Origin of the sequence: Streptococcus sp. SK643 (assembly GCF_000259505.1) — a bacterium.
In the GTDB taxonomy this organism is placed as follows: Bacteria; Bacillota; Bacilli; order Lactobacillales; family Streptococcaceae; genus Streptococcus.
Map to the genome: position 1 here is coordinate 69,304 of NZ_AJMM01000003.1, position 22,173 is coordinate 91,476.

Annotated in this window: 17 protein-coding genes; 14 read left to right on the top strand and 3 right to left on the bottom strand. The window is 41.3% G+C overall.

Annotated features, from left to right (window positions below; all coding sequences use genetic code 11):
* Position 1 precedes the first annotated feature (1 nt).
* The 10 genes from HMPREF1117_RS03025 (at position 2) to HMPREF1117_RS03070 (ending at position 15,445) form a co-directional block, all read left to right on the top strand.
* Entirely contained in the window at positions 2 to 406 is a 405-nt protein-coding gene (locus HMPREF1117_RS03025) for a PTS sugar transporter subunit IIA (RefSeq protein ID WP_000240986.1), read from the top strand.
* A gap of 99 nt (positions 407 to 505) precedes the next feature.
* Positions 506 to 1,672 (top strand): SIS domain-containing protein, encoded by a 1,167-nt coding sequence (locus HMPREF1117_RS03030; protein ID WP_000936002.1) that lies wholly within the window; start codon positions 506 to 508, stop codon positions 1,670 to 1,672.
* 116 nt (positions 1,673 to 1,788) lie between these two features.
* Positions 1,789 to 2,826 carry an aldose epimerase family protein gene (locus tag HMPREF1117_RS03035; protein WP_000649443.1) on the top strand — a complete coding sequence of 346 codons (1,038 nt, stop codon included), beginning with the start codon at positions 1,789 to 1,791 and terminating at the stop codon, positions 2,824 to 2,826.
* 237 nt (positions 2,827 to 3,063) lie between these two features.
* Entirely contained in the window at positions 3,064 to 4,395 is a 1,332-nt protein-coding gene (locus HMPREF1117_RS03040; protein ID WP_000087129.1) for a glycosyltransferase, read from the top strand.
* A 69-nt stretch (positions 4,396 to 4,464) separates the two neighbouring features.
* Positions 4,465 to 5,169, top strand: a complete 705-nt coding sequence (locus HMPREF1117_RS03045) for an acylneuraminate cytidylyltransferase family protein (protein WP_000645005.1) — start codon at positions 4,465 to 4,467, stop codon at positions 5,167 to 5,169.
* On the top strand, positions 5,166 to 6,044 hold the full coding sequence (locus HMPREF1117_RS03050; protein ID WP_000681394.1) for a glycosyltransferase family 52: 879 nt from the start codon (positions 5,166 to 5,168) through the stop codon (positions 6,042 to 6,044). Before HMPREF1117_RS03045 ends, HMPREF1117_RS03050 begins: the two co-directional genes overlap by 4 nt.
* A gap of 235 nt (positions 6,045 to 6,279) precedes the next feature.
* The gene (locus tag HMPREF1117_RS03055; protein WP_000470454.1) at positions 6,280 to 12,720 is read left to right on the top strand and encodes a MucBP domain-containing protein; all 6,441 of its coding nucleotides are present in this window, start codon (positions 6,280 to 6,282) and stop codon (positions 12,718 to 12,720) included.
* Positions 12,721 to 12,886: 166 nt separating this feature from the next.
* Positions 12,887 to 14,044, top strand: coding sequence for a DUF4767 domain-containing protein (locus HMPREF1117_RS03060; protein ID WP_000977618.1), 1,158 nt, complete (start codon positions 12,887 to 12,889; stop codon positions 14,042 to 14,044).
* Positions 14,045 to 14,183: 139 nt separating this feature from the next.
* On the top strand, positions 14,184 to 15,038 hold the full coding sequence (locus HMPREF1117_RS03065) for a VOC family protein (protein WP_000220725.1): 855 nt from the start codon (positions 14,184 to 14,186) through the stop codon (positions 15,036 to 15,038).
* 149 nt (positions 15,039 to 15,187) lie between these two features.
* Positions 15,188 to 15,445, top strand: a complete 258-nt coding sequence (locus tag HMPREF1117_RS03070; RefSeq protein ID WP_000185147.1) for a metal-sensitive transcriptional regulator — start codon at positions 15,188 to 15,190, stop codon at positions 15,443 to 15,445.
* Between the two features lie 331 nt (positions 15,446 to 15,776).
* Here the strand turns inward: HMPREF1117_RS03070 and HMPREF1117_RS03075 are convergent, their stop codons facing one another.
* From HMPREF1117_RS03075 to HMPREF1117_RS03085, 3 genes are read right to left on the bottom strand one after another with little or no spacing between them, the layout of a single operon-like run.
* Positions 15,777 to 16,073 (bottom strand): rhodanese-like domain-containing protein, encoded by a 297-nt coding sequence (locus HMPREF1117_RS03075; RefSeq protein ID WP_000450185.1) that lies wholly within the window; start codon positions 16,071 to 16,073, stop codon positions 15,777 to 15,779.
* The gene (locus HMPREF1117_RS03080) at positions 16,063 to 17,718 is read right to left on the bottom strand and encodes an FAD-dependent oxidoreductase (RefSeq protein ID WP_000781982.1); all 1,656 of its coding nucleotides are present in this window, start codon (positions 17,716 to 17,718) and stop codon (positions 16,063 to 16,065) included. Before HMPREF1117_RS03080 ends, HMPREF1117_RS03075 begins: the two co-directional genes overlap by 11 nt.
* A 19-nt stretch (positions 17,719 to 17,737) precedes the next feature.
* Positions 17,738 to 18,043 carry a rhodanese-like domain-containing protein gene (locus HMPREF1117_RS03085; RefSeq protein WP_000468859.1) on the bottom strand — a complete coding sequence of 102 codons (306 nt, stop codon included), beginning with the start codon at positions 18,041 to 18,043 and terminating at the stop codon, positions 17,738 to 17,740.
* Positions 18,044 to 18,228: 185 nt separating this feature from the next.
* Between HMPREF1117_RS03085 and HMPREF1117_RS03090 the strand changes: the two genes are divergently transcribed.
* From HMPREF1117_RS03090 to HMPREF1117_RS03105, 4 genes are all read left to right on the top strand, one after another.
* Complete coding sequence (locus tag HMPREF1117_RS03090) at positions 18,229 to 18,993, top strand: nucleoside phosphorylase (RefSeq protein WP_000614989.1); 765 nt, start codon at positions 18,229 to 18,231, stop codon at positions 18,991 to 18,993.
* Between the two features lie 33 nt (positions 18,994 to 19,026).
* Positions 19,027 to 20,406, top strand: coding sequence for a TrkH family potassium uptake protein (locus HMPREF1117_RS03095; protein WP_000897706.1), 1,380 nt, complete (start codon positions 19,027 to 19,029; stop codon positions 20,404 to 20,406).
* Between the two features lie 13 nt (positions 20,407 to 20,419).
* On the top strand, positions 20,420 to 21,085 hold the full coding sequence (locus tag HMPREF1117_RS03100; protein WP_001283914.1) for a potassium channel family protein: 666 nt from the start codon (positions 20,420 to 20,422) through the stop codon (positions 21,083 to 21,085).
* A gap of 123 nt (positions 21,086 to 21,208) precedes the next feature.
* Positions 21,209 to 22,173 (top strand): SSURE domain-containing protein (locus tag HMPREF1117_RS03105; RefSeq protein ID WP_000671399.1); only part of this gene is annotated, 965 nt, incomplete at its 3' end.

Consider the following 22,173-nt stretch of genomic DNA (forward strand, 5'->3'; position numbering starts at 1 on the left):
TATGGTTAAATCATTAATTTTGGTGAGTCATGGTCGCTTCTGTGAAGAACTTAAAGGTAGCACAGAAATGATTATGGGCCCACAAGAAAATATTCATGCGGTAGCTCTTCTTCCAGAAGATGGCCCAGAAGATTTTACTGCAAAATTTGAAGCTGCTATTGAAGGTTTGGATGATTTCCTAGTCTTTGCGGATCTTCTCGGTGGAACACCATGTAACGTGGTAAGCCGTTTGATCATGGAAGGTCGTGATATTGACCTTTACGCAGGGATGAATCTTCCAATGGTGATTGAATTTATCAATGCGAGCCTTACAGGTGCAGATGCGGACTATAAGAGCCGTGCTGCAGAAAGTATTGTGAAAGTTAATGACCTGTTAGCGGGCTTCGATGATGACGAAGATGAATAAGATGTGACAACGTGAAAATCGTTAGAGCATTTTATATAAAATATACATGGGAATGGGGCTTACTCCCATTCCCATATTTAATAGAAAAAGAGGGATTCGATGCTAAATTATACAAAAGAAGACTTACTTAAATTGGGGGCAGAAATTACGACACGTGAAATCTACCAACAGCCTGATGTATGGAAAGAAGCTTTTGAGGCTTATCAAGCAAAACAAGAAGAGGTTGCGGCTTTCTTAAAAGGAATCGCTGATAAACATGACTATATCAAGGTTATCTTGACAGGTGCTGGGACTTCTGCTTATGTGGGAGACACTTTGGTACCTTACTTTAAGGAAGTTTATGACGAACGTAAATGGAATTTCAATGCCATCGCGACAACTGACATCGTTGCCAATCCAGAAACTTATCTTAAAAAAGATGTAGCGACGGTTCTTGTGTCATTTGCACGTAGTGGTAACTCTCCTGAGAGTGTTGCAACTGTTGACTTGGCTAAAGCCTTGGTGGATGATCTTTACCAAGTGACGATTACTTGTGCTGCAGAAGGGAAATTAGCTCTCCAGGCACATGGCGATGAACGTAATCTCTTGCTATTACAACCTGCTGCTTCAAATGACGCTGGCTTTGCCATGACATCTAGCTTTACTTCTATGATGTTGACAGCTCTCTTGGTCTTTGATCCAACAGAATTTGCTGTTAAAGCTGAACGTTTTGAAGTTGTATCTAGTCTTGCCCGTAAAGTTCTAGACAATGCAGAAGATGTCAAAGAACTTGTTGACCTAGACTTTAACCGTGTCATCTATCTAGGCGCTGGTCCTTTCTTTGGTCTTGCTCATGAAGCTCAGCTCAAGATTTTGGAATTAACAGCTGGTCAAGTTGCGACTATGTATGAAAGCCCAGTCGGCTTCCGTCACGGTCCAAAATCATTAATTAACGAAGATACAGTCGTTTTAGTCTTTGGTACAACGACAGATTACACTCGTAAGTACGACTTGGACTTGGTTCGTGAAGTTGCGGGTGATCACATTGCTCGCCGTGTTGTGCTTTTGAGTGATCAAGCCTTTGGTCTTGAAAATGTAAAAGAAGTTGCGCTTGGTTGTGGTGGTGTCTTGAACGATATTTACCGAGTATTTCCATACATCGTTTACGCTCAACTCTTTGCTTTATTAACTTCACTCAAAGTGGAAAATAAACCAGATACACCATCACCTACTGGTACAGTAAACCGAGTGGTACAAGGTGTGATCATTCACGAATATCAAAAGTAAGACTGCGTTTATAGATTCTTGATAAGAGGATTTGTATATCATCAGGCAAACCATAGATTGTGAATGGACTTTCTATGGTTTGTTTGCTTAATAGAATTAGGAAGAAGGAGAAACGAATGAAAGCATACACAGAGCGTGTCTTCGGCAGAGTTGATGAACAAGATGTCCTAGCTTATTGCTTTGAGACTGATGCAGGTTATCAGTTAGAGGTTATGACATACGGGGCGACTATCTTGCGATATGTCACACCTGACAAGGCTGGAAATTTTGCCAACGTTATTTTGGGATTTGATGACTTTGAAAGCTATGTGGGAAATAGTCCCAAGCATGGGGCTAGCGTAGGTCCTGTGGCAGGACGTATTGCAGGCGCGACTTTTGAGCTCAATGGCCAGACTTATGATCTTGAAGTCAACAATGCTAGCAACTGTAACCACAGTGGTTCTACTGGTTGGGATTCTAGCTTGTTTGAACTAGTTGAAGTAAGCGACCATGGCTTGACCCTCTACGCAGAGCGTACAGACGGTACAGGTGGATTTCCAGGCAATCTCAAGATCTGGATCAGTTACCATTTGGAAGAAACTGGTGCCTATGACATCAGCTACAAGGTAACGACCGATCAGGATACGCTGGTCAATCCAACCAACCACAGCTATTTCAACTTGTCTGGTGATTTCACGCAGACGATTGACCGTCATGTCTTCCAACTAAACACAGAGGGAATTTATCCAATTGCGCCCGATGGTGTTCCTGCTAAAACTCCAGATGCTAATCGTGATGTAGTGAAACACATTTATAATGGTGCCTTGTTGAAGGATATCTTTGCAGAAGAAGATGAGCAAATCCAGCTAGTATCTGGTTTGGATCACCCATTTGCCCTTCCTGCAGGTCATGACAATGCTGGTTTCCTTTATGACCAAAACTCAGGTCGTTTCCTGATTTTCAAGACAGAGGCTCCATGCTTTGTAGTCTACACAGCAAACTTTGTGGATGAAAGTGTCATCATAGGAGGTCAACCAATGGTACAGCACAATGGGATTGCCCTTGAAGCGCAAGCTTTACCAGATGCCATTCACAGTGAGCTCAAAGACCAAGTCATTCTCAAAGCGGGTCAAACATTTACAAGTAAGACACGTTATGAGCTTGTTGTGAAATAAAGAAATAGAATTATTGTGGGTATTACCGTCGTTAATTTTCCATGGGATTTAGACCATCATCTCTAGGTTAGTCTATCTTGCAGATGATCAGTCTTTGTGATAGAATAGCATAAAGTCCTTTTGAGGGGGAACTTGCTAGGAAATCCCCAAGCATAGTAACTAATTAACTACCCTCGCCTTTCGACGAGGGTGGTTTTTCCTTTGTAAGCAGAAAATAAGAGAGAAAGAATGTATAACATGTCGAGAATTGTCACCATTCATCCAGTCAAGGAAATCCATCGCTATGGCTTTGAGAGCACCCAGGTCTATCGAGCACGTATCGCACGACATCTAGGCTTAGACTACATCCACCTCATATCAAGTCCCCAGCTACGACCTGATTGGAAGAAAGATTTAATCAAGTTAGGATTTTTAAAAAAAGAACTGCTCTGTGTTCCGCATAGTTTTTCAGATATAGGGCATGCAGATTTATCAGTGAGACCAGAAAGCCTAACGCTAGCAGACGGAGATCAGGTTGAGCTCAATGAAGATGGTTTTGTCGCTTCTGTTACCCTAGGAGATGGTTCGGGAAGATATTACTATACCAAAGGTCCCTTCTTGTTTGAAGATTTCAAGGAAAAGGAGTTGCGTTGGTATCATGAAAATGGAGAATTGGCTCTGGAAGGACGCTTTATCGATCCCTTCAAAGAACCCTCTCCTGTCACTATCTTTTACCCAGAATACATCTACCGCATAGGAGGAGAAATCCGTTCTGAAGAGGACTTGTTAGTGAAGTTCCTAGCCGGATGGGCAAAACAGACCGATCTCTTTATCCGTGACCAACAAATCGTTCCCAAACCCAGCCTTTGGCGTTATATGGAAAACACGGACAAAAATTACTATGAAGTCGTCCATGAAAATGTCATGCGAGACTTACGCCTCGCCAATCTGCGCAAGGCAAACAAATACCTAGTTGCCAGTGAAAAGTTGACAGAAATCTTGACCAAGGAAGGTTACCAGACAAGATTCCTGCCACCTATGTTTACAGAAAATCCCGGTCAAATCAAAGAAGTGGGACCTGTGCTAGACTATTGTTTAGTGGGTCATATGGGAGAAGGCAAGAACGTTGAACTTATCATTGAAGCCTTTATCGAACTCTACAAACGTGGGTCCAAGGCCCAGATTACCTTTTATGGTGGTACAGAGGAGCGTCTGGAGGAACTGCGCAATCGCTACGACCTGCCACCAACCATTCACTTTAAGGGTATCGTTGACGAAGTGCCTTATCATTTGCACCAATGCTATCTGTCTGCAAGTTACACAGAGTTATTTGCTAATGCCTGTGTTGAAGCCTTGAATCAAGGTTTGCTGGCTTTGTTATCAGATGTGGATATCGCTCATCGTCTCTATGCTAGTCAGTCCAATGCCATCAACTTGTTTAAAACCAAATCAGAGTTGATTCAAAAGATAGAAGAGATGGAACAAGCAGACTATAGCCAGTCAAATGCAGAAAATATCGCCCTAGCATCTCACTATTCACTAGGGACAGTGACCCAAGGCTACCGCGAACTACTAGATAGGAACTTATAGGATGTTGTAAGTTGATCAATCTAGCTTTTCTCACTGGTCCAATACAATAGAAAACCAAAGGAATACTATATGAAAGCAAAATCTAAACCCATAGCTGTCATTTTGATCCGTTCGGGTTCACGCGGCTTAGTGGATAAAAATATCAAACCGCTTGCAGGTAAACCCTTGGTTTTCTATACCATAGAAGTTGCTCTAGCCTCTAAGCTATTTAGTGATATCTGGGTTTCCTCAGACTCACTCGCCTATTTAGAACTCTGTCGTCAAGCCTATCCAGAGATTCGTTGTGTCCATAGACCAAAAGAATTGGCCCTATCAACAACCTCTAGCTTAGAAACCTTACGAGATTTTTTACAACCCTTTGAGGAAGAGCAGGTCTTTGTGAATCTACAGGTGACCTCACCCCTGAGAGAGGTGGAGCACCTCGTCGAGTCCTATCAACTCTACTGTCAGTCTGGCGCCGACCATTTGATTTCCTGTGTTAAGGCGGACAAGAGTCGTAGTCTTTACTTGCAATTAGCGGAGTCGTCATTTATCCGTCCGCCTCAGGTTTCCAAGCACTATGCTCGGCAGAAAGAACCTGTCTATTACTATCCCAACGGTAGTATCTGGATTTCTCGCAAGGATCGTTACCTACGAGATGAGACCTTTTACACAGATAAGACAGTAGCCTATGAAATGCCCAAACTCTATTCTTATGATATCGACGATGCCTTGGACTTTGAAGTCGTTGAGACCTTGCTGTACCATCACCACCTAGGAGAATCAAAGAGATGAAACACCTCATCATTGCTACAACGCCCTTGCAGGCCAAGATTGCCCAGCATATCAAGAGACTCTATCCTGATCAGGACTTTGTCAGTCTTTATGTCAGTCCTGTCAAAAATGCCCGTCAGGAGCATTATGCTAAGGATTTTAACCATGTTCACTATCCTCAGACGGAAGAGGATTTGGCTCAGATTTGTCAGGAGCTGGCTGGCGACTATGACACCATTTTTTATGCTAGTTTTGACAATAACTTGATTCTGGACTTGGTTGCTAGCTCTACTTACCAACACCTCATGAGTTTCGATGATGGCTATGCGGATATTTACCCCTTGGGTATGTATGCTTGGCCTCTCCAACCCAGTCAGGTGGGTTCTTTGGGTTTGACCAGAGATGACTTGATTGAGCGAACGGAAAAGCACTATACCCTCTATCGCAGTGACTACCATGTCGTAGCTAGAGAAAAGCTAGTTTATCTGGAGCATTTTTTTGACCTGCTTCAAGCCCCAGTTTCAAATGGCAAGACGGTCAAGGTCCTGCTGGGACAAAAGTTCTCTGAAGAGGACGACCAGATCTCCATCCGCTTTATCAGCACCTATGCCAAGGCCTTGGCCATTGACCTCTATCTACCCCATCCCAAGGAAACCTTCACTATCCCTGATGTGACTTACTTGGAGACGGAGTTGATCTTTGAAGATGTTCTAGTCCAACTCTTTCAAGAATACGAGTTCGTTAAGGTCTATCACTTTACCTCATCTGTCAGTCTCCACTTAAAAGACCTGCCTCATGTGACCATTACAGGTATTTCTCTCCCCTACTATGAGGACCGTCAAAAAGAATTGCGACGATTAGGTTGTCAGTTTGAAAGGGTTTCCCTTGGCTGGTAGTATAAATGTATATTTTTAAACATGTAAATCCATGCATCTGTATGGATTTTTTATATATAACTATAGTGAAAAACTATAGTTTGAATTATCAAAAAGTAATCAAATTTCTTGTATGAGAGGTTTTGAAATGTTAAAATAGAAACGTTAGGTTTTCGAGTTTATCAATTGTTGTTTACTATAAAAATGTGGTGAATTTTGGAAATCATGCAAAAAATAGTCGTAAAGGATACTAAGGATGTTTATAAATAAAAAAGAAAAATTTTCCATTCGTAAGTTTAAAGACGGTCGTTCAGACTCAGTCAAGATCGGTACAGTAGGTCTGATTGTCGGTGCAGCCCTTGCAATGGCAGGACAAACCCAGACTGTAGAAGCAGCGATGAAAGAAAACAGCGACAACACAACAACGATCTCAAATGATAAGGGGTCAGTAATTGTAGATACAGCTAATATTGAGAACCCAAATGAAGGTAGGCAATTTTCAACTGATCCAACTGCAGAGGGAACAAATACAATTACTAAAACAGGAAAAGTAGATTACAAATATGTAACTGCTGAAGGTAATACTGTTCTAGAAGAAAATAAAAACCAAAATTCTGGTGCTGATAAAACAATCGAAACAACATACGATGTATACGGTAAATCAGGAGAAGTTTTCAAAGAAACTACTGGTGGCGATGCAGAAGATAGCGACCTAAACGACGCTAAAGAAAACGGTAAGAAAGCAACAATCGAAAAAGATGGGAAAACTTACCACCTAATCGGAGAACCTAAAGTTGAAACTACTGGAAACGGTGGAGGAGTATACTCTGACACAACTCTAGGTGATGTAACCGCGAAACTTACTCCAGAAGGATTAAGTAATGCAGAAGGTAAAATCACTTATGATACTGTAAAAGCTGGTGGAAAAGCTTGGATCGTTGAACAAACAGGGAAAGGAACATATGGTAAATATGTACTAGCTGATTCAGGTGCAATCACTTCTGATGCTAAGATGGTAGAAGCTTTCAAAGCTGGAGAAGCTGCAGCAAAAGATTTCACTTCAGCTAACGTAACAGCTGATGGTGGAATCAAAGAAGGAGACTATGTTTTCGTCCTTGAGAAAAATACCTATGTAACAGCTAAAACTGAGAGTTTCGCTTTAACAGCAAGCATACAATTGACATCTAGTGATAATGTAGCAGATGATAAAGATGGATCTGGGGCTACTGTAAATAGAACATATGCAATGGTACAAAACTTTAAAGCGGCTCCAGATACTTTAACAGGAGTAGCAAACAAAACTCTTGTGAAAGGATATCTTGCATATCTTCAAGAAAAAGGATTTGAAGATAACCTTCTTAATTTCAAACGATATATTGGTTTAGGAATAGGAGCACAAGCTGGTGACCCTAACGCGATTATTGCTGATAAGGGAGATCAAGTTGATGATAAAGGAAGACCTACAACTGATATAACAGCTGATATATCAAGCGTTTCTGAATCAGATTCAAGTACTATAGAAGATACTCCTGATTTTGTTCTTAAATTAAATACTCCTTCGCCGGATGTTGAAGAGTTTTCTTACCGTGATGAAATTACTCCTCTTCGTGCATACCGTTTAGCAAGTGGTACTACAACAATCACTTACACTTATGCAGAAGAAAAAACTCGTGAAGTAGAGAAAAAAGGTTCTGTAGTAGTGAACTACCAAACAACAGACGGAGTAGAATTAAAATCTCCTTATACTGATACTCCTGAGACAGTAGCTGAAGTAGTAACTGAACATTACTACGTAAATGCTGATGGACAAGAAGTAGTTGTAGAAGATAAAACTGTTAAAACGCCTAAAAACGTAGCGTATAACACTAAAGAAAATGCAGATGAAAAACCTCAAAAACTTACGGATGCACAAGGAAATGTTTACTACCTAAACGAAGCAAACACTAAAACTGCTGTAAACGATCAAGAAACTACATCACCAGCTGAAACAGGGACAGTAGTAGAAGGTGTTACAAAAGTAACTTACATCTATGAAAAAGCTGGATCAGTAATCGTTAACTACAAAACTGAAGATGGAACTCCACTTACAGGTACAGTAGTTGGTGATGAAAGCAAAACTGTAGAATCAGGTGCCAAAGACACTGATAATGGTAAACCAGGAACAGCTTATAACACTGCAGATAACGGAATGAAACCAGAACGTATTAAAACTGCAGAAGGAAAAGTTTACCAATTAGTTCCAGAATCAACTGAAGGTGAAGAAACAGGTGAAGTTGAATCAGGAACAACTAAAGAAGTAACATACGTTTATAAAGAAGTTAAAGGTAATGTTGTTGTTAAGTATGTAGATACAGAAGGTAACACACTTGCTGATGACGAACAAGATGAAACAGATGCTTCTCTAAATGTTAAATACGACACAGCTGACCACAAAAAAGAATCTATCGAAAAAGATGGTGTTAAATACTACTTAACAACTAAAGAACTTAAAGATGATTCTAAACCAGCTACTGGAGACGTAGTAGAAGGAACAACTACAGTAACTTACGTTTACGAAAAAGCTGGTTCAGTAATCGTTAACTATCAAACAGAAGATGGAACGCCATTAGTAGGAACTGCAGATGGAGCAAATGTAGAATCAGGTGCTAAAGACACAACAGATGCTAAAGCAGGAACTGATTACAACACTGCGGACAATGGAATGAAACCAAACCGCATCACAACTGCAGAAGGAAAAGTATACGAATTAGTACCAACAGCAACTAAAGGTGATGAAACTGGTAAAGTTGTTGCTGGAGAAACGAAAGAAGTAACATACGTTTATAAAGAAGTAAAAGGTAACGTGGTCGTTAAGTATGAAGATACTGAAGGTAACGTAATCGCTGATGACGAAAAAGACGAAACAGATGCTTCTCTAAACGTTAAATACGACACAGCAGACCACAAAAAAGATGAAATCACTAAAGATGGTGTTAAATATTACTTAACAGCTAAAGAACTTAAAGACGGTTCTAAACCAGCTACTGGAGATGTTGTTGAAGGAACAACTACAGTAACATACGTTTACGAAAAAGCAGGACAAGTAGTCGTTAACTACCAAACAGAAGACGGAACTCCACTAGTAGGTGTAGATGCAGCAGGTGCGAATGTAGCTTCAGGTGCTAAAGATACTGTAGATGGAAGACCTGGATCAGCATACGACACTTCTGATAACGGAATGAAACCAAACCGTATCACAACTGCAGAAGGCAAAGTCTACGAACTAGTACCAGCATCAACTAAAGGTGATGAAACAGGTACAGTAGTAGCTGGAGAAACTAAAGAAGTAACATACGTTTATAAAGAAGTTACTGGAGACGTAGTAGTTCACTATGTTGACAAAGAAGGTAACAAAATCGCAGCTGACAAGGATGACCTAAAAGGTGCATCTCTAAGCGAAAAGTATGACACTGCTGTTGATAACAAACCAGAAAAAATCACTGCAGAAGACGGAACTGTATACTACATTACAAAAGCTGGTCTTAAAGATGATTCTAAACCAGAAACTGGAAACGTAGTTGAAGGTAAAACTGATGTAACTTACGTTTATGAAAAAGCTGGATCAGTCATTGTTAATTACCAAACAGAAGACGGTACTCCATTAGTAGGAACTGCAGATGGTAAAGATGTAGCTTCAGGTGCAAAAGACACTGACAATGGAAAACCAGGTTCTGAATACAACACTGCAGATAACGGAATGAAACCAAATCGTATCACAACTGCAGAAGGAAAAGTATACGAACTAGTACCAGCATCAACTAAAGGTGATGAAACAGGTACAGTAGAATCAGGTCAAACTAAAGAAGTAACATACGTTTATAAAGAAGTTAAAGGTAATGTAGTTGTTAAGTATGAAGATACTGAAGGTAACACACTTGCTGAAGACGAAAAAGACGAAACAGATGCTTCTCTAAACGTTAAATATGACACAGCAGACCACAAAAAAGCTGAAATCACTAAAGACGGTATTAAATATTACTTAACAGCTAAAGAACTTAAAGATGATTCTAAACCAGCTACTGGTGATGTCGTTGAAGGTACAACTACAGTAACTTACGTTTATGAAAAAGCAGGACAAGTAGTCGTTAACTACCAAACAGAAGATGGAACTCCATTAGTAGGTGTTGACCCAGCTGGTGCAAATGTTGCTTCAGGTGCAAAAGACACTGTAGACGGACGTCCAGGATTAGACTACAACACTGCGGATAACGATATGAAACCAACTCGTATCACAACTGCAGAAGGCAAAGTATACGAACTAGTACCAACAGCAACTAAAGGTGACGAAACTGGTAAAGTTGTTGCAGGTGAAACGAAAGAAGTAACCTACGTTTATAAAGAAGTTACTGGTGATGTAGTCGTTCACTACGTTGATACAGAAGGTAACGTAATTGCTGAAGATAAAGAAGATACAAAAGGTGCTTCTCTAAACGCTAAATACGATACAACTGATAACAAACCAGAGAAAATCGAAAAAGACGGAACTGTTTACTACTTAACAGAAAAAGCTGTCAAAGACGATTCTAAACCAGAAAACGGAGACGTAGTAGAAGGTAAAACTGAAGTAACTTACGTTTACGAAAAAGCAGGACAAGTAGTCGTTCACTACACTGATGACAAAGGTAACACGATTCAAGTGGATGCTGTTGATACAAAAGACGGCAAACCAAACGCTGACTACAACACTGCTGATAACGATATGAAACCAAACCGTATCACTACTCCAGAAGGAAAAGTATACGAGTTAATCCCTCAATCAACTAAAGGTGATGAAACAGGTAAAGTTAAAGCTGGTGAAACTACAGAAGTAACTTACGTCTACAAAGAAATCACTGGTAATGTAGTCGTTCACTACGTTGATACAGAAGGAAACACATTAGCTGAAGATACGAAAGATGTAGAAAATGGATCACTAAGTGAGAAATATGATACAACTGACAACAAACCAGCTAAACTTGAAAAAGATGGACAAGTTTACTACTTAACAGCTAAAGAGCTTAAAGACGGTTCTAAACCAGAAAACGGTGCTGTTGTAGAAGGAACTACAGAAATCACTTATGTATACGAAAAAGCAGGAAACGTTCTTGTTCATTACGTAGACGAAGCTGGAAACACTCTTCAAGCAGATGCTGTTGATACTAAAGACGGTCAACCAGGAGCTAAGTACGATACTTCTGATAACGATATGAAACCAACTCGTATCACAACTCCAGAAGGAAAAGTATATGAACTCGTTCCAGCATCAACTAAAGGTAACGAAACTGGTGATGTTGAAGCAGGTAAGACAACAGAAGTAACATATGTGTATAAAGAAGTTAAAGGAAACGTAGTCGTTCACTACACTGATGAAGCGGGTAACACAATCGCTGAAGATGTTAAAGATACGACTGACGGATCAGTAAGCTCAGCATATGACACAACTGACAACAAACCAGCTGTAATTACTACAAAAGATGGTAAGAAATACGCATTAGTACCAACTGCAACTAAAGGTACTGAGAACGGTAAAGTAACAGAAGGAACAACAGAAGTTACTTACGTTTATAAAGAAGTAACTGGTGATGTAGTAGTTCACTATGTTGACACAGAAGGTAACGTAATCGCTGACGATAAAGAAGATACTAAAGGTGCTTCTCTAAACGCTAAATACGATACAACTGACAATAAACTAGCAACAATCGAAAAAGATGGTGTTAAATACTACTTAACAGAAAAAGCTGTTAAAGAAGATTCTAAACCTGAAACAGGAGACGTAGTAGAAGGTAAAACTGAAGTAACTTACGTTTACGAAAAAGCAGGACAAGTAGTAGTTCACTATGTAGACGAAGCTGGAAACACAATCCAAACAGACGCTGTTGATACTAAAGACGGTAAACCAGGAGTTACTTACAACACTACTGATAATGATATGAAACCAACTCGTATCACTACTCCAGAAGGAAAAGTATACGAATTGGTACCAGCATCAACTAAAGGTGACGAAAACGGAAGTGTTGAAGCAGGTAAAACAACAGAAGTAACATATGTGTACAAAGAAATTAAAGGGAACGTAGTAGTTCGTTATGTAGACGAAGCGGGTAACGCAATCGCAGAAGACGTTAAAGATACTACAGACGGATCTATAAATTCAGCATATGACACAACTGATAACAAACTAGCTACAATCACTACAAAAGATGGTAAGAAATACGCATTAGTACCAACTGCAACTAAAGGTGCTGAAACTGGTAAAGTAACAGAAGGAACAATAGAAGTTACTTATGTGTATAAAGAAATTAAAGAAGAAACTCCTGAAAAACCTGAGAACCCAGGAACTCCAGAGACTCCGAAAACTCCTGAAAAACCTGAGAACCCAGAAACACCAGGAATACCGAACACTCCTGAAAAGCCAGGAACAAATCAAGAAAACCCAATGAATCCGGTAGATCCTACATCTCCAAGTCAACCAACAACACCAGCTGCTCCAGCAACACCAATGATGCTATCAGCACCAGTAACTGGTGAAGCACCACAAGCTCCAGCAGCTTCATCAGAAGCTAAAGGACAAGCTGAACTTCCAAACACTGGTACTGAAGACAATGCTAGCCTAGCAGCACTTGGACTTCTAGGTGTCTTAAGTGGATTTGGACTTGTTGCTCGCAAGAAAAAAGAAGACTAATTCTAATTAGATTTTCTGACAAGAATAAGGAGTAGGATATTATATCCGCTCCTTTTTCTTTGGCGTATAAAATGGCTTTATGTGATCCTCTTTACAAGAAAATTTTAATTGGTGTTTGATGTAGCTTTTTTGTATAATGTAGAAAAAGGATAAAAGGAAAAATACGATGATGAAACAGAAATGGATTCTAGGCTTAGTTGTGGCCGTGTCAGTCGGTTGTTTAACTGCTTGTAGTTCGATTGGCTTACCAGAACCCACGAAAAACTTTGTTGGAGGGACCAAGGAAGAAACGAAAAAGGCGGTAGAAGATCTTTATAAGAGTGTTTTTGAGGACTATGAGGTGATTTTATCTTCTGGAAAAATGTCTGTTCCTGATATTGAAGCAAAACTTCATAAGTCTGATCGGGTGATTCATTCATGGGTGATTGAATCTGCAGCGGCTGACCCATCTAGACAACGTTATGCGTTTTCAGATTTGGATGGGGATGGTCAGTCAGAGATGATTATTGGAAGTCAAGCTGCAGGTAAGAATTATTTCTTGACGGGTGTGTATTACCTAAAAGACGGTCAACCAAGCTTGCTTGCTGATGGATTTGTAGCAGGACAAGGTGGTGCCCGTAGTGCAATTAAACTCTTTAAAACGGGTGAGATTTTATCTTTGGGCTGGTCTTCAGGAACTGGTGATGGCGTGGGGACTCTAGACAAGTTAGAAGGAGCTAAGGGTATTACCAAACTTAGTAGCAAGGAAATTAAAATTACTGATAAGAAATTACTAGAGAAATTTGGGAAAACAGAGGCTGATGAGTTAACTCCAGATCAACTTTCATGGAAAGAATTTAGCTATACTCCTAGTAAAGAAAGACTAACCTCTACTTCAGAAATGACTACTAGTTCGTCAAGTGGGAACGCAAAAGATCCTAAGGGGACGACCTCTTCTAAGTCAGAAGAAAAAGGACCTTGGACAGCGGGTAAGTCTGCAGCTTTAGCAGAGTTTATGGTGACTTGGGGAAATCAAATGGGACAACCTAACTACCAAAAAGGGATAGTAGCAGGAAATATCGGTGCGGATATGCTCTATTGGACAGATGGTAGCAAACTTGATGCGGAATTTTCAAAAACAGGTAGTGGTACTGCCAAATACCGCATTGTAGAAACTTACAGTAATTGGGATAAATACCCAACCGTTCACAATTACTTCTTTGCTATTACAGATACTGGCGAAGGAATCGTTTTCCACTCACCAACGACCAATGGTGACAAGATGTATCTCAATCCCACAGAAAACGTCGATTTAAGAAATAACTTTGCTAGCCTAGTAAAATAAATACAAAACAATCCGAGAAGAATTTTCTGGGATTGTTTTTTGCTAGGGGAGTTCCTTCAAGTTGTCTGGCTTGACTTTCTTGATAGAAATTATATAATAGTTGTAATAATTTCGATTACAATAAAAGAGAGAAATATTTATGACCTATGAATACAAGAGCCACGTTTATTTAGCAGAGGCAGTTTTAAATGTAGAGGATTTGGCAAGTCAAACAGCCTTTTATCAGCAAATTATTGGTTTAGAAATCTTATCTCAAACTGAGACAGAGGCCATTCTAGGCCTTGGTGGAAAAGCCTTGGTACATTTGATTCAAGCACAAGAGAGTGGAGAAGTAAGGGGACATTATGGTCTTTACCATCTGGCTATTCTCTTGCCGACACGCAAGGCTTTGGCGGATGTCTTGAAACACCTGACAGAATTACAGATTCCTCTTGTCGGTGGTGCAGACCACGGTTACAGTGAGGCCCTTTACTTGGAAGATTTGGAGGGAAATGGCATCGAGCTCTATCGAGATAAGCCAGTTTCCACATGGGATATTCGAGAAGATGGTCGCATTATTGGGGTGACAGAGGCCCTTGCGGCGCAGGATATCTATGAGTTGGGGGAAAGAGTAGAGCCCTTTATTCTAGCAGATGGCACGAGAATGGGGCATATTCATCTTTCCGTCAAGGATAGTCGAAAGTCCAGCCAGTTTTATCAAAAAGTGTTAGGACTAGAGGATAAATTCAGTGTGCCTAGCGCTAGTTGGATTGCGGCTGGGGATTACCATCATCATTTAGCTGTCAACGAATGGGGAGGAAAAGGCCTAGCTACGCGTAAGCAAGGCTTGCCAGGCTTAGCCTATTATGTCATTGAAGTCGCACATAAAGAAGAACTGTTAACGATTGCCCAGAGAGCACAAGAAGTTGATGTATCAATCAAATGGCTGACATTGAGCCAGTTGGAAATCACAGACCCAGATGGAATTGTGACTCGTATTCGTTTAGCAAGATAAAACTAGGGATTTCTATCGAGTTATCAGTACGGCTAGTTTGCCTTTTGAAAAGTTTTTGGTAATAGAATCGCGTGAGCTGGATGGGCGAGAATTTTGACAAAGAAGCTGATTAGAGATATAATGAAGAAAAATCGAGCAAGGAAAAAGAAATGACAAACTCAAAGTATATTATTCGTTTGAAACGTTCAGAGGGCCAGTTGCGTGGAATTCAAAAAATGATTGAAGAAGATCGTGATTGTGCTGATATTGTGACGCAATTGACAGCAGTGAAATCTAGTGTGGAGCGCGTGATTGAGATGATAATTACCGAAAATCTTACTGAATGTATCAACCAGCCGCTAGATGATCCTGAAGCTCAAAAAGAACGCCTAGAAAAGGCTATCCGCTACTTGATTAAACGGAAATAAAGAGATAAGAGTTGCAAAGATCTCTGCTATTAGAATAGTTTAATGTGAATCAAGAGAGGCTGGAAAAAGTCTTTAAAATTAAAAAAACGCATAGTATCAGGTATTGAAAAACCTTGATACTATGCGTTTTATTGTGGGGAGATTTATACTCTTCGAAAATCTCTTCAAACCACGTCAGCTTCACCTTGCTGTAGAAATATGTTCCTGACTTTGTCAGTCTTATCTACAACCTCAAAACAGTGTTTTGAGCAGCCTGCAGCTTGCACTTTGATTTTCATTGAGTATTACTTCACTTTCTCCTGAAATTGCGTTTTTGCCCAGCTCCGCTTGATTATTCTACTTGACCAGGCCAAGCATTCATACCACCTTCTACATTGGTAACGGTAAGGCCTTGGGCGCTGAGAAATTGGCAGGCAGATGCAGAGCGGACTCCTCCTTGACAGATGACATGGTATTCATGGTCAGGTTTGAGTTCTTTGTAGCCTTGTTCCAAGGTACTTAATGGAAGATTTTTGGCACCTGGTGCATGTCCTGCTTGGAATTCATGTACTTCACGGACATCGATAAGTTCTAGATTTTCATTTTGATATTTTCCATAAAAGTCAGCCATACTGATACTAGTTTCCATATTCTACTCCTTCTGGGTTAGCTATTTTGTATAGTGAATAAGCGCCGTCAAGGTTTTGGACGGCAAATCCTGCTTGCTTGAGGATACGCTCTGCGATATAGCTGCGAAAACCACTGTGGCAGCTGACGATGTAGGCTTGGTTCTTGTCAAGTTCATCCAAGCGATCCCGTAGTTCGTTTAGGGGGATGTGTATAGTGTCTACCTTAAGTCGGCCACTTTGAAGTTCGCTACTTGTCCGTACATCAAGGAATTTCTTTCCCTTAGCTAGTTCGTCTTCGAGCTGGTACCATTGAACATTGTCGCTGAGACCTTCGATAAGGTTCAAGGCTGCGTAGCCCAGCATATTGACGGGATCCTTGGCAGATCCAAAAGGTGGCGCATAGGTGAATTCCAATTCTGGTAAGTCAAAGACGGTGAGCTTTCCCTTGATAGCAGTTGCTAGAATATCGATTCGCTTGTCAACACCTTTCTTCCCAACTCCTTGGGCACCATAGATTTTTCCAGTGGTTGGGTCAAAGAGGAGCTTCAAGGTCATATCAGTAGCTCCTGGGTAATAACCGGCGTGGTCTTTTCCGCTGACATGAAGTGCCTTGTAAGGAAGTTGATTCATGCTAAGGATATGTTCGCTGAGACCAGTCGAAGCAGCTGTCATATCAAAGGCACGAACAATAGCAGTGCCGATACTGCCCTTGTTTGTACGTCCTAGTCCTGCGATGACGTCCGCTACTTGTCGTCCTTGACGATTGGCAGGAGAAGCGAGAGAGATGAGAGCGTCTTGGCCCGTAATCTCTTGCTTGACGACAATGGCATCCCCAACTGCAAAAATATCTTTTTGACTGGTTTCGTAATGTTCATCAACCAGAATCCCACCTCTAAGTCCCAGTTCAATCCCCGCAGATTTGGCCAATCCGTTTTCAGGTTCAACACCGACAGAAAGGATGGTGAGGTCAGAAGTGATCTTTTGACCGTTTTCGAGAACGATGACTTTTCCTTGGTCTTCAAATCGAGTCGCAGACTGAGAAGTGATAACGCGAACGCCGTTTTTAACCAATTCTTCTTGAACAAAGGCTGCCATTTCTTGATCTAATGGTGTCAAGACATGGGGTGCTTTCTCAACAATAGTAACTTGCAAGCCACGTTTTGCCAGATTTTCAGCCATTTCAAGCCCGATAAAGCCTGCACCGATAACGACAGCTTCTTTTGGATAATTGTCCAAGGCTGCCATAATTTCATCGAGATCGGGAACATTGCGGAGCGTGTAGGCGTTCTTAGATTCTGCCAAGCCTTCAATGGTAGGAACAAATGGTTTAGCTCCTGGGGAGAGGATCAACTTGTCGTAGCTTTCTGTGAATTCCTGTTCATCGTGTCGCACTGTTACAGTGTGTTCTGCTGGCGAAATGCTGATAACCTCATGGAAAGGACGAACATCCAGATTAAAGCGTGCCTTGAGACTTTCAGGAGTTTGGACCAATAAACTATCACGGTTTGCAATCTCTCCTGAAACATAGTAAGGAAGTCCGCAGTTTGCAAAGGAAACAAAGGGACCTTTCTCAAAAATAGTGATTTCAGCGTCTTCCATGAGACGTCTGAGGCGGGTTGCTGCTGACATACCGCCTGCAACTCCCCCGACAATGATCATTTTCATTGACTTCTCCTTTATGCTTCTAGATGACTTTACCTGTCCAAGCACTCATACCGCCTCGGACATTGATGACATCGTAGCCTTTTTTCTTTAGCTTTTTAGCAGCCATCTTACTTCGTACACCAGAATGACAAATGACATAAAGTGTTTCTTTTGTTGCTGGTGTGTAGGAACCAATTTCGGTTAGAGGAACATTTTTGGCATTTTTGATATGACCTCTACGGAATTCCATAGGCGTCCGAACATCCAGTAGCTGAATCGGTTTCTTGAGTTTAGCTTCTAACTCGCTGGTAGAAATACTGTCAATTTTTGTAAATAAGTGAAACATAGGCACCTCCAAATATACCCTTATGGGGTATATTAAACCATGAAGTCAAGCTTTTGTCAAGCAAGTTGTTTTGACTTGGTGGAGATTGGTTGCGATTGTATTGTTTTTATTCTCAGTGCATCACCTTCTTTCTTGACACTCGGTCAGCTTTTGATACAATAGTACAAAATTAGAGGAGGTGGGTTATGATTCAGAAACATGCGATTCCTATTTTAGAATTCGATGATAATCCTCAGGCGGTCATCATGCCCAATCACGAAGGTTTGGATTTGCAATTGCCCAAGAAGTGTGTCTATGCATTTTTGGAGGAGGAGATTGACCGCTATGCGAGGGAAGTAGGGGCGGACTGTGTCGGCGAATTCGTTTCAGCCACCAAGACCTATTCAGTCTATGTCGTTAACTACAAAGGCGAGGAGGTCTGTCTGGCTCAGGCTCCTGTCGGTTCAGCCCCAGCTGCCCAGTTTATGGATTGGTTGATTGGCTATGGTGTGGAGCAGATTATTTCCACCGGAACCTGTGGTGTGCTGGCTGATATAGAAGAAAATACCTTTCTAGTCCCTGTTCGGGCTCTGCGAGATGAAGGAGCCAGTTATCACTATGTGGCACCTTCTCGTTATATGGAAATTCAGCCAGAGGCTATTACTGCTATTGAGAAAGTTTTGGATGCCAGAGAGATTCCCTATGAAGAAGTCATGACCTGGTCCACAGATGGTTTTTACCGAGAAACGGCTGAAAAGGTGGCTTATCGCAAGGAAGAAGGCTGTGTTGTTGTGGAGATGGAGTGTTCTGCACTTGCAGCAGTAGCCCAACTGCGTGGGATTCTCTGGGGAGAGTTGTTGTTTACAGCTGATTCCTTAGCAGACTTAGACCAGTACGATAGTCGTGACTGGGGTTCAGAAGCTTTCGAGAAGGCCTTGGAACTATGCCTTGATATAGTCTCTCAGTTCTAGCTCTTCTCCTTCTTTTTATGGTACAATGGATGTATGTTATTCAAATTATTTGTGAAAAAAATTGAAAGAGCCTTGGGTGGACTTTCGCCTGCTCGTCGAATCTTTTTGAGTTTCGCTGGAGTTATTTTTATAGGTTCTCTTCTTTTGAGCTTACCTTTTGTTCAGGCAAGTGGTTCGCAGGCCACTTATTTTGACCATCTTTTTACGACAGTATCAATGGTCTGTGTGACTGGTCTTTTTACGCAACCAGTGGCTACGACCTATAATGTCTGGGGGCAGTTGATTTGTATGCTCTTGATACAGATTGGTGGTCTGGGGCTCATGACTTTTATCGGGATTTTTTATATCCAAGGCAAGCAAAAGCTTAGTCTGCGTAGTCGTGAAACCATTCAGGAGAGTTTTAGTTATGGGGAAAGTAAGTCTTTGAAGTCTTTTATGCGTTCCATCTTTTTGACGACTTTTCTGGTGGAGGGTTTGGGAGCTTTTCTTCTTAGTTTCCGTTTTATTCCTGAGTTCGGCTGGGGACGAGGCATTTTCACCTCTATCTTTTTAGCCATTTCAGCCTTTTGTAATGCTGGTTTTGATAATTTCGGCAGTAGCAGTTTAGTGGCTTTTCAGACGGATCCCTTAATCAATCTGGTTATTGCTGGTTTGATTATCACAGGAGGTCTTGGCTTTATGGTCTGGTTTGACTTGGCAACCCAGTTTGACAAGAAGAAAAAACGCCGTCTGCGTTTCCACACCAAGCTGGTCCTATTCTTGACCGCAGGGATTTTGCTGTTTGGGACAGTATCCACACTCTTTACGGAGTGGCACAATCCAGGAACCATTGGCAATCTCAGCGTTCCAGAGAAAGTGCTGGTTAGCTTTTTCCAAACCGTTAGCATGAGAACGGCTGGCTTTGCTTCTATTGACTACACTCAAGCTCGGCCTGTGACCTTGTTTATCTATATCCTACAGATGTTTCTGGGTGGGGCGCCTGGAGGGACGGCTGGGGGGCTCAAGATTACGACTTTCTTTGTCTTATTGGTCTTTGCGCGTAGTGAATTGCTGGGCCTGCCTCATGCCAATGTTGCGCAGAGAACCATTGAGGCTCGCACAGTCCAAAAATCCTTTAGTGTCTTTATTATCTTTTTGATGACCTTCTTGTTGGGTTTGGTGTTGTTGGGAATTACGGCAGAAGGAACACCGCGATTTATCTACCTCATGTTTGAGACCATTTCAGCCCTTGCGACAGTTGGGGTAACAGCAAATCTGACACCAGAATTGGGCAAGATGGCTCTCAGCATTGTCATGGTGCTCATGTTTATTGGCCGTATTGGTCCCTTGACCTTGCTGGTTAGTCTAGCGGACTACCAGCCTGATAAGAAAGATTTGATTCACTATATGAAAGCAGATATTAGTATTGGATAAGAAAGGAAGAACTATGTCAGATCGTACGATTGGAATTTTAGGTTTGGGAATTTTTGGGACCAGTGTCCTGACAGCGCTCGCCAAACAAGATATGAATATTATTGCCATTGATGACCACGAAGAGCATATCAATCAATTTGAACCTGTTTTGGCGCGTGGAGTTGTTGGGGATATTACAGATGAGGAACTCCTCAGAACTGCGGGGATTGACACCTGTGATACAGTTGTCGTTGCGACGGGAGAAAGTCTAGAGTCCAGTGTTCTTGCAGTCATGCACTGTAAGAGTCTGGGAGTACCGACTGTTATTGCTAAGGTCAAAAGTCATACAGCCAAAAAGGTCTTGGAAAAAATTGGTGCAGATGTGGTCATCTCACCTGAGTATGAAATGGGACAGTCTCTCGCACAGAATATTTTGTTTCATAATTGCGTCGATGTCCTTCAATTAGATAAAAATGTTTCTGTTGTAGAGATGAAGATACCGAGTGCTTGGGCTGGTCAAAGTTTGAGTCAGCTAGATTTACGCGGCAAGTATAACCTCAATATTATCGGATTTCGTGAGCAGGAAAATGCACCCTTGGATGTCCAATTTGGCCCCAATGATCTCTTGAAGGCAGACACCTATATTTTAGCTGTTATCAATAATCAGTATTTGGATGCTTTGGCGGAAATCAATTCGTAGAAAATTAATATAAGTATTTTATAAGAGGGATTTAAGAAAAATTTTAACTTTTTCTTAATCCTTTTTAATTTTAGGAGATTATACTAGAGTCATCAAATAAAGAAAAACTCTAAGGAGAATCCTATGAAATTCAATCCAAATCAAAGATATACTCGTTGGTCTATTCGCCGTCTTAGTGTCGGTGTTGCCTCAGTTGTTGTAGCCAGTGGCTTTTTTGTCCTAGTTGGGCAGCCAAGTTCTGTACGTGCCGATGTGGTCAATCCAACCCCTGCTCAAGTTGTGCCAGATGCTACTCCGGTGAGTGAAAAGAGTGACTTACCAGCAGAACTTCTCAAAGAAGCAGTCGATACAGCTCTTCCTTCAGAACAGGCAGAGTCAACACCTAAAGCAAGCTTGGATACTACAAGCTCTCCAGAAAAAGCGGATGTGACTACTAAAGACCAAGTAGTAGCACCAAAAGAAGAAGTGCAAGCAAAACCAGAATCTAAGAAAGAAACAGAAGATGTGGTTAAACCTGCGACAAATCCTGCGCCTACAGTTTCTGGACAAGACCGTGAAGCAAATGAAGCTCAACCAGCAACCACCCCAGCTGAAGTCCAAAAGGGCGTGGCTGACAATACTAAAGACACAGTAGATGTTCCAGCTGCTTATCTAGATAAAGCGAACTTCCCAGGTCCATTCACAGCTGGTGTCAACCAAGTCATTCCATATGAATTCTTCGCTGGTGACGGTATGTTAACTCGCCTTATCTTAAAAGCATCCGACAAGGCTCCATGGTCAGACAATGGTTCGGCCAAAAATCCTGCTCTTCCACCAGTAGAGAAATTGGGCAAAGGCCTCTACTTCTACGAAGTGGACTTGGCCGGCACCCAAGGTAAATCAGATAAAGAGCTTCTAGACCTCTTGAAACAAAACGGCACTCAAAGCTATAAAGCTACCATCAAAGTTTACGGTGCTAAAGATGGCAAAGCAGATTTGAGCAACCTTGTAGCGACAAAAGATTTGGATGTCAACTTAAATGGCTTGACTACTCCAGCTGAAGTGCAAAAAGGTGTGGCAGACAATACTAAAGATACAGTAGACGTTCC

Excerpts from the sequence above, each read along its gene's own strand:
- HMPREF1117_RS03025 (WP_000240986.1), top strand. The coding sequence starts at position 2 with ATGGTTAAATCATTAATTTTGGTGAGTCATGGTCGCTTCTGTGAAGAA.
- HMPREF1117_RS03030 (WP_000936002.1), top strand. The coding sequence starts at position 506 with ATGCTAAATTATACAAAAGAAGACTTACTTAAATTGGGGGCAGAAATT.
- HMPREF1117_RS03035 (WP_000649443.1), top strand. The coding sequence starts at position 1,789 with ATGAAAGCATACACAGAGCGTGTCTTCGGCAGAGTTGATGAACAAGAT.
- HMPREF1117_RS03040 (WP_000087129.1), top strand. The coding sequence starts at position 3,064 with ATGTCGAGAATTGTCACCATTCATCCAGTCAAGGAAATCCATCGCTAT.
- HMPREF1117_RS03045 (WP_000645005.1), top strand. The coding sequence starts at position 4,465 with ATGAAAGCAAAATCTAAACCCATAGCTGTCATTTTGATCCGTTCGGGT.
- HMPREF1117_RS03050 (WP_000681394.1), top strand. The coding sequence starts at position 5,166 with ATGAAACACCTCATCATTGCTACAACGCCCTTGCAGGCCAAGATTGCC.
- HMPREF1117_RS03055 (WP_000470454.1), top strand. The coding sequence starts at position 6,280 with ATGTTTATAAATAAAAAAGAAAAATTTTCCATTCGTAAGTTTAAAGAC.
- HMPREF1117_RS03060 (WP_000977618.1), top strand. The coding sequence starts at position 12,887 with ATGATGAAACAGAAATGGATTCTAGGCTTAGTTGTGGCCGTGTCAGTC.
- HMPREF1117_RS03065 (WP_000220725.1), top strand. The coding sequence starts at position 14,184 with ATGACCTATGAATACAAGAGCCACGTTTATTTAGCAGAGGCAGTTTTA.
- HMPREF1117_RS03070 (WP_000185147.1), top strand. The coding sequence starts at position 15,188 with ATGACAAACTCAAAGTATATTATTCGTTTGAAACGTTCAGAGGGCCAG.
- HMPREF1117_RS03075 (WP_000450185.1), bottom strand. The coding sequence starts at position 16,073 with ATGGAAACTAGTATCAGTATGGCTGACTTTTATGGAAAATATCAAAAT.
- HMPREF1117_RS03080 (WP_000781982.1), bottom strand. The coding sequence starts at position 17,718 with ATGAAAATGATCATTGTCGGGGGAGTTGCAGGCGGTATGTCAGCAGCA.
- HMPREF1117_RS03085 (WP_000468859.1), bottom strand. The coding sequence starts at position 18,043 with ATGTTTCACTTATTTACAAAAATTGACAGTATTTCTACCAGCGAGTTA.
- HMPREF1117_RS03090 (WP_000614989.1), top strand. The coding sequence starts at position 18,229 with ATGATTCAGAAACATGCGATTCCTATTTTAGAATTCGATGATAATCCT.
- HMPREF1117_RS03095 (WP_000897706.1), top strand. The coding sequence starts at position 19,027 with ATGTTATTCAAATTATTTGTGAAAAAAATTGAAAGAGCCTTGGGTGGA.
- HMPREF1117_RS03100 (WP_001283914.1), top strand. The coding sequence starts at position 20,420 with ATGTCAGATCGTACGATTGGAATTTTAGGTTTGGGAATTTTTGGGACC.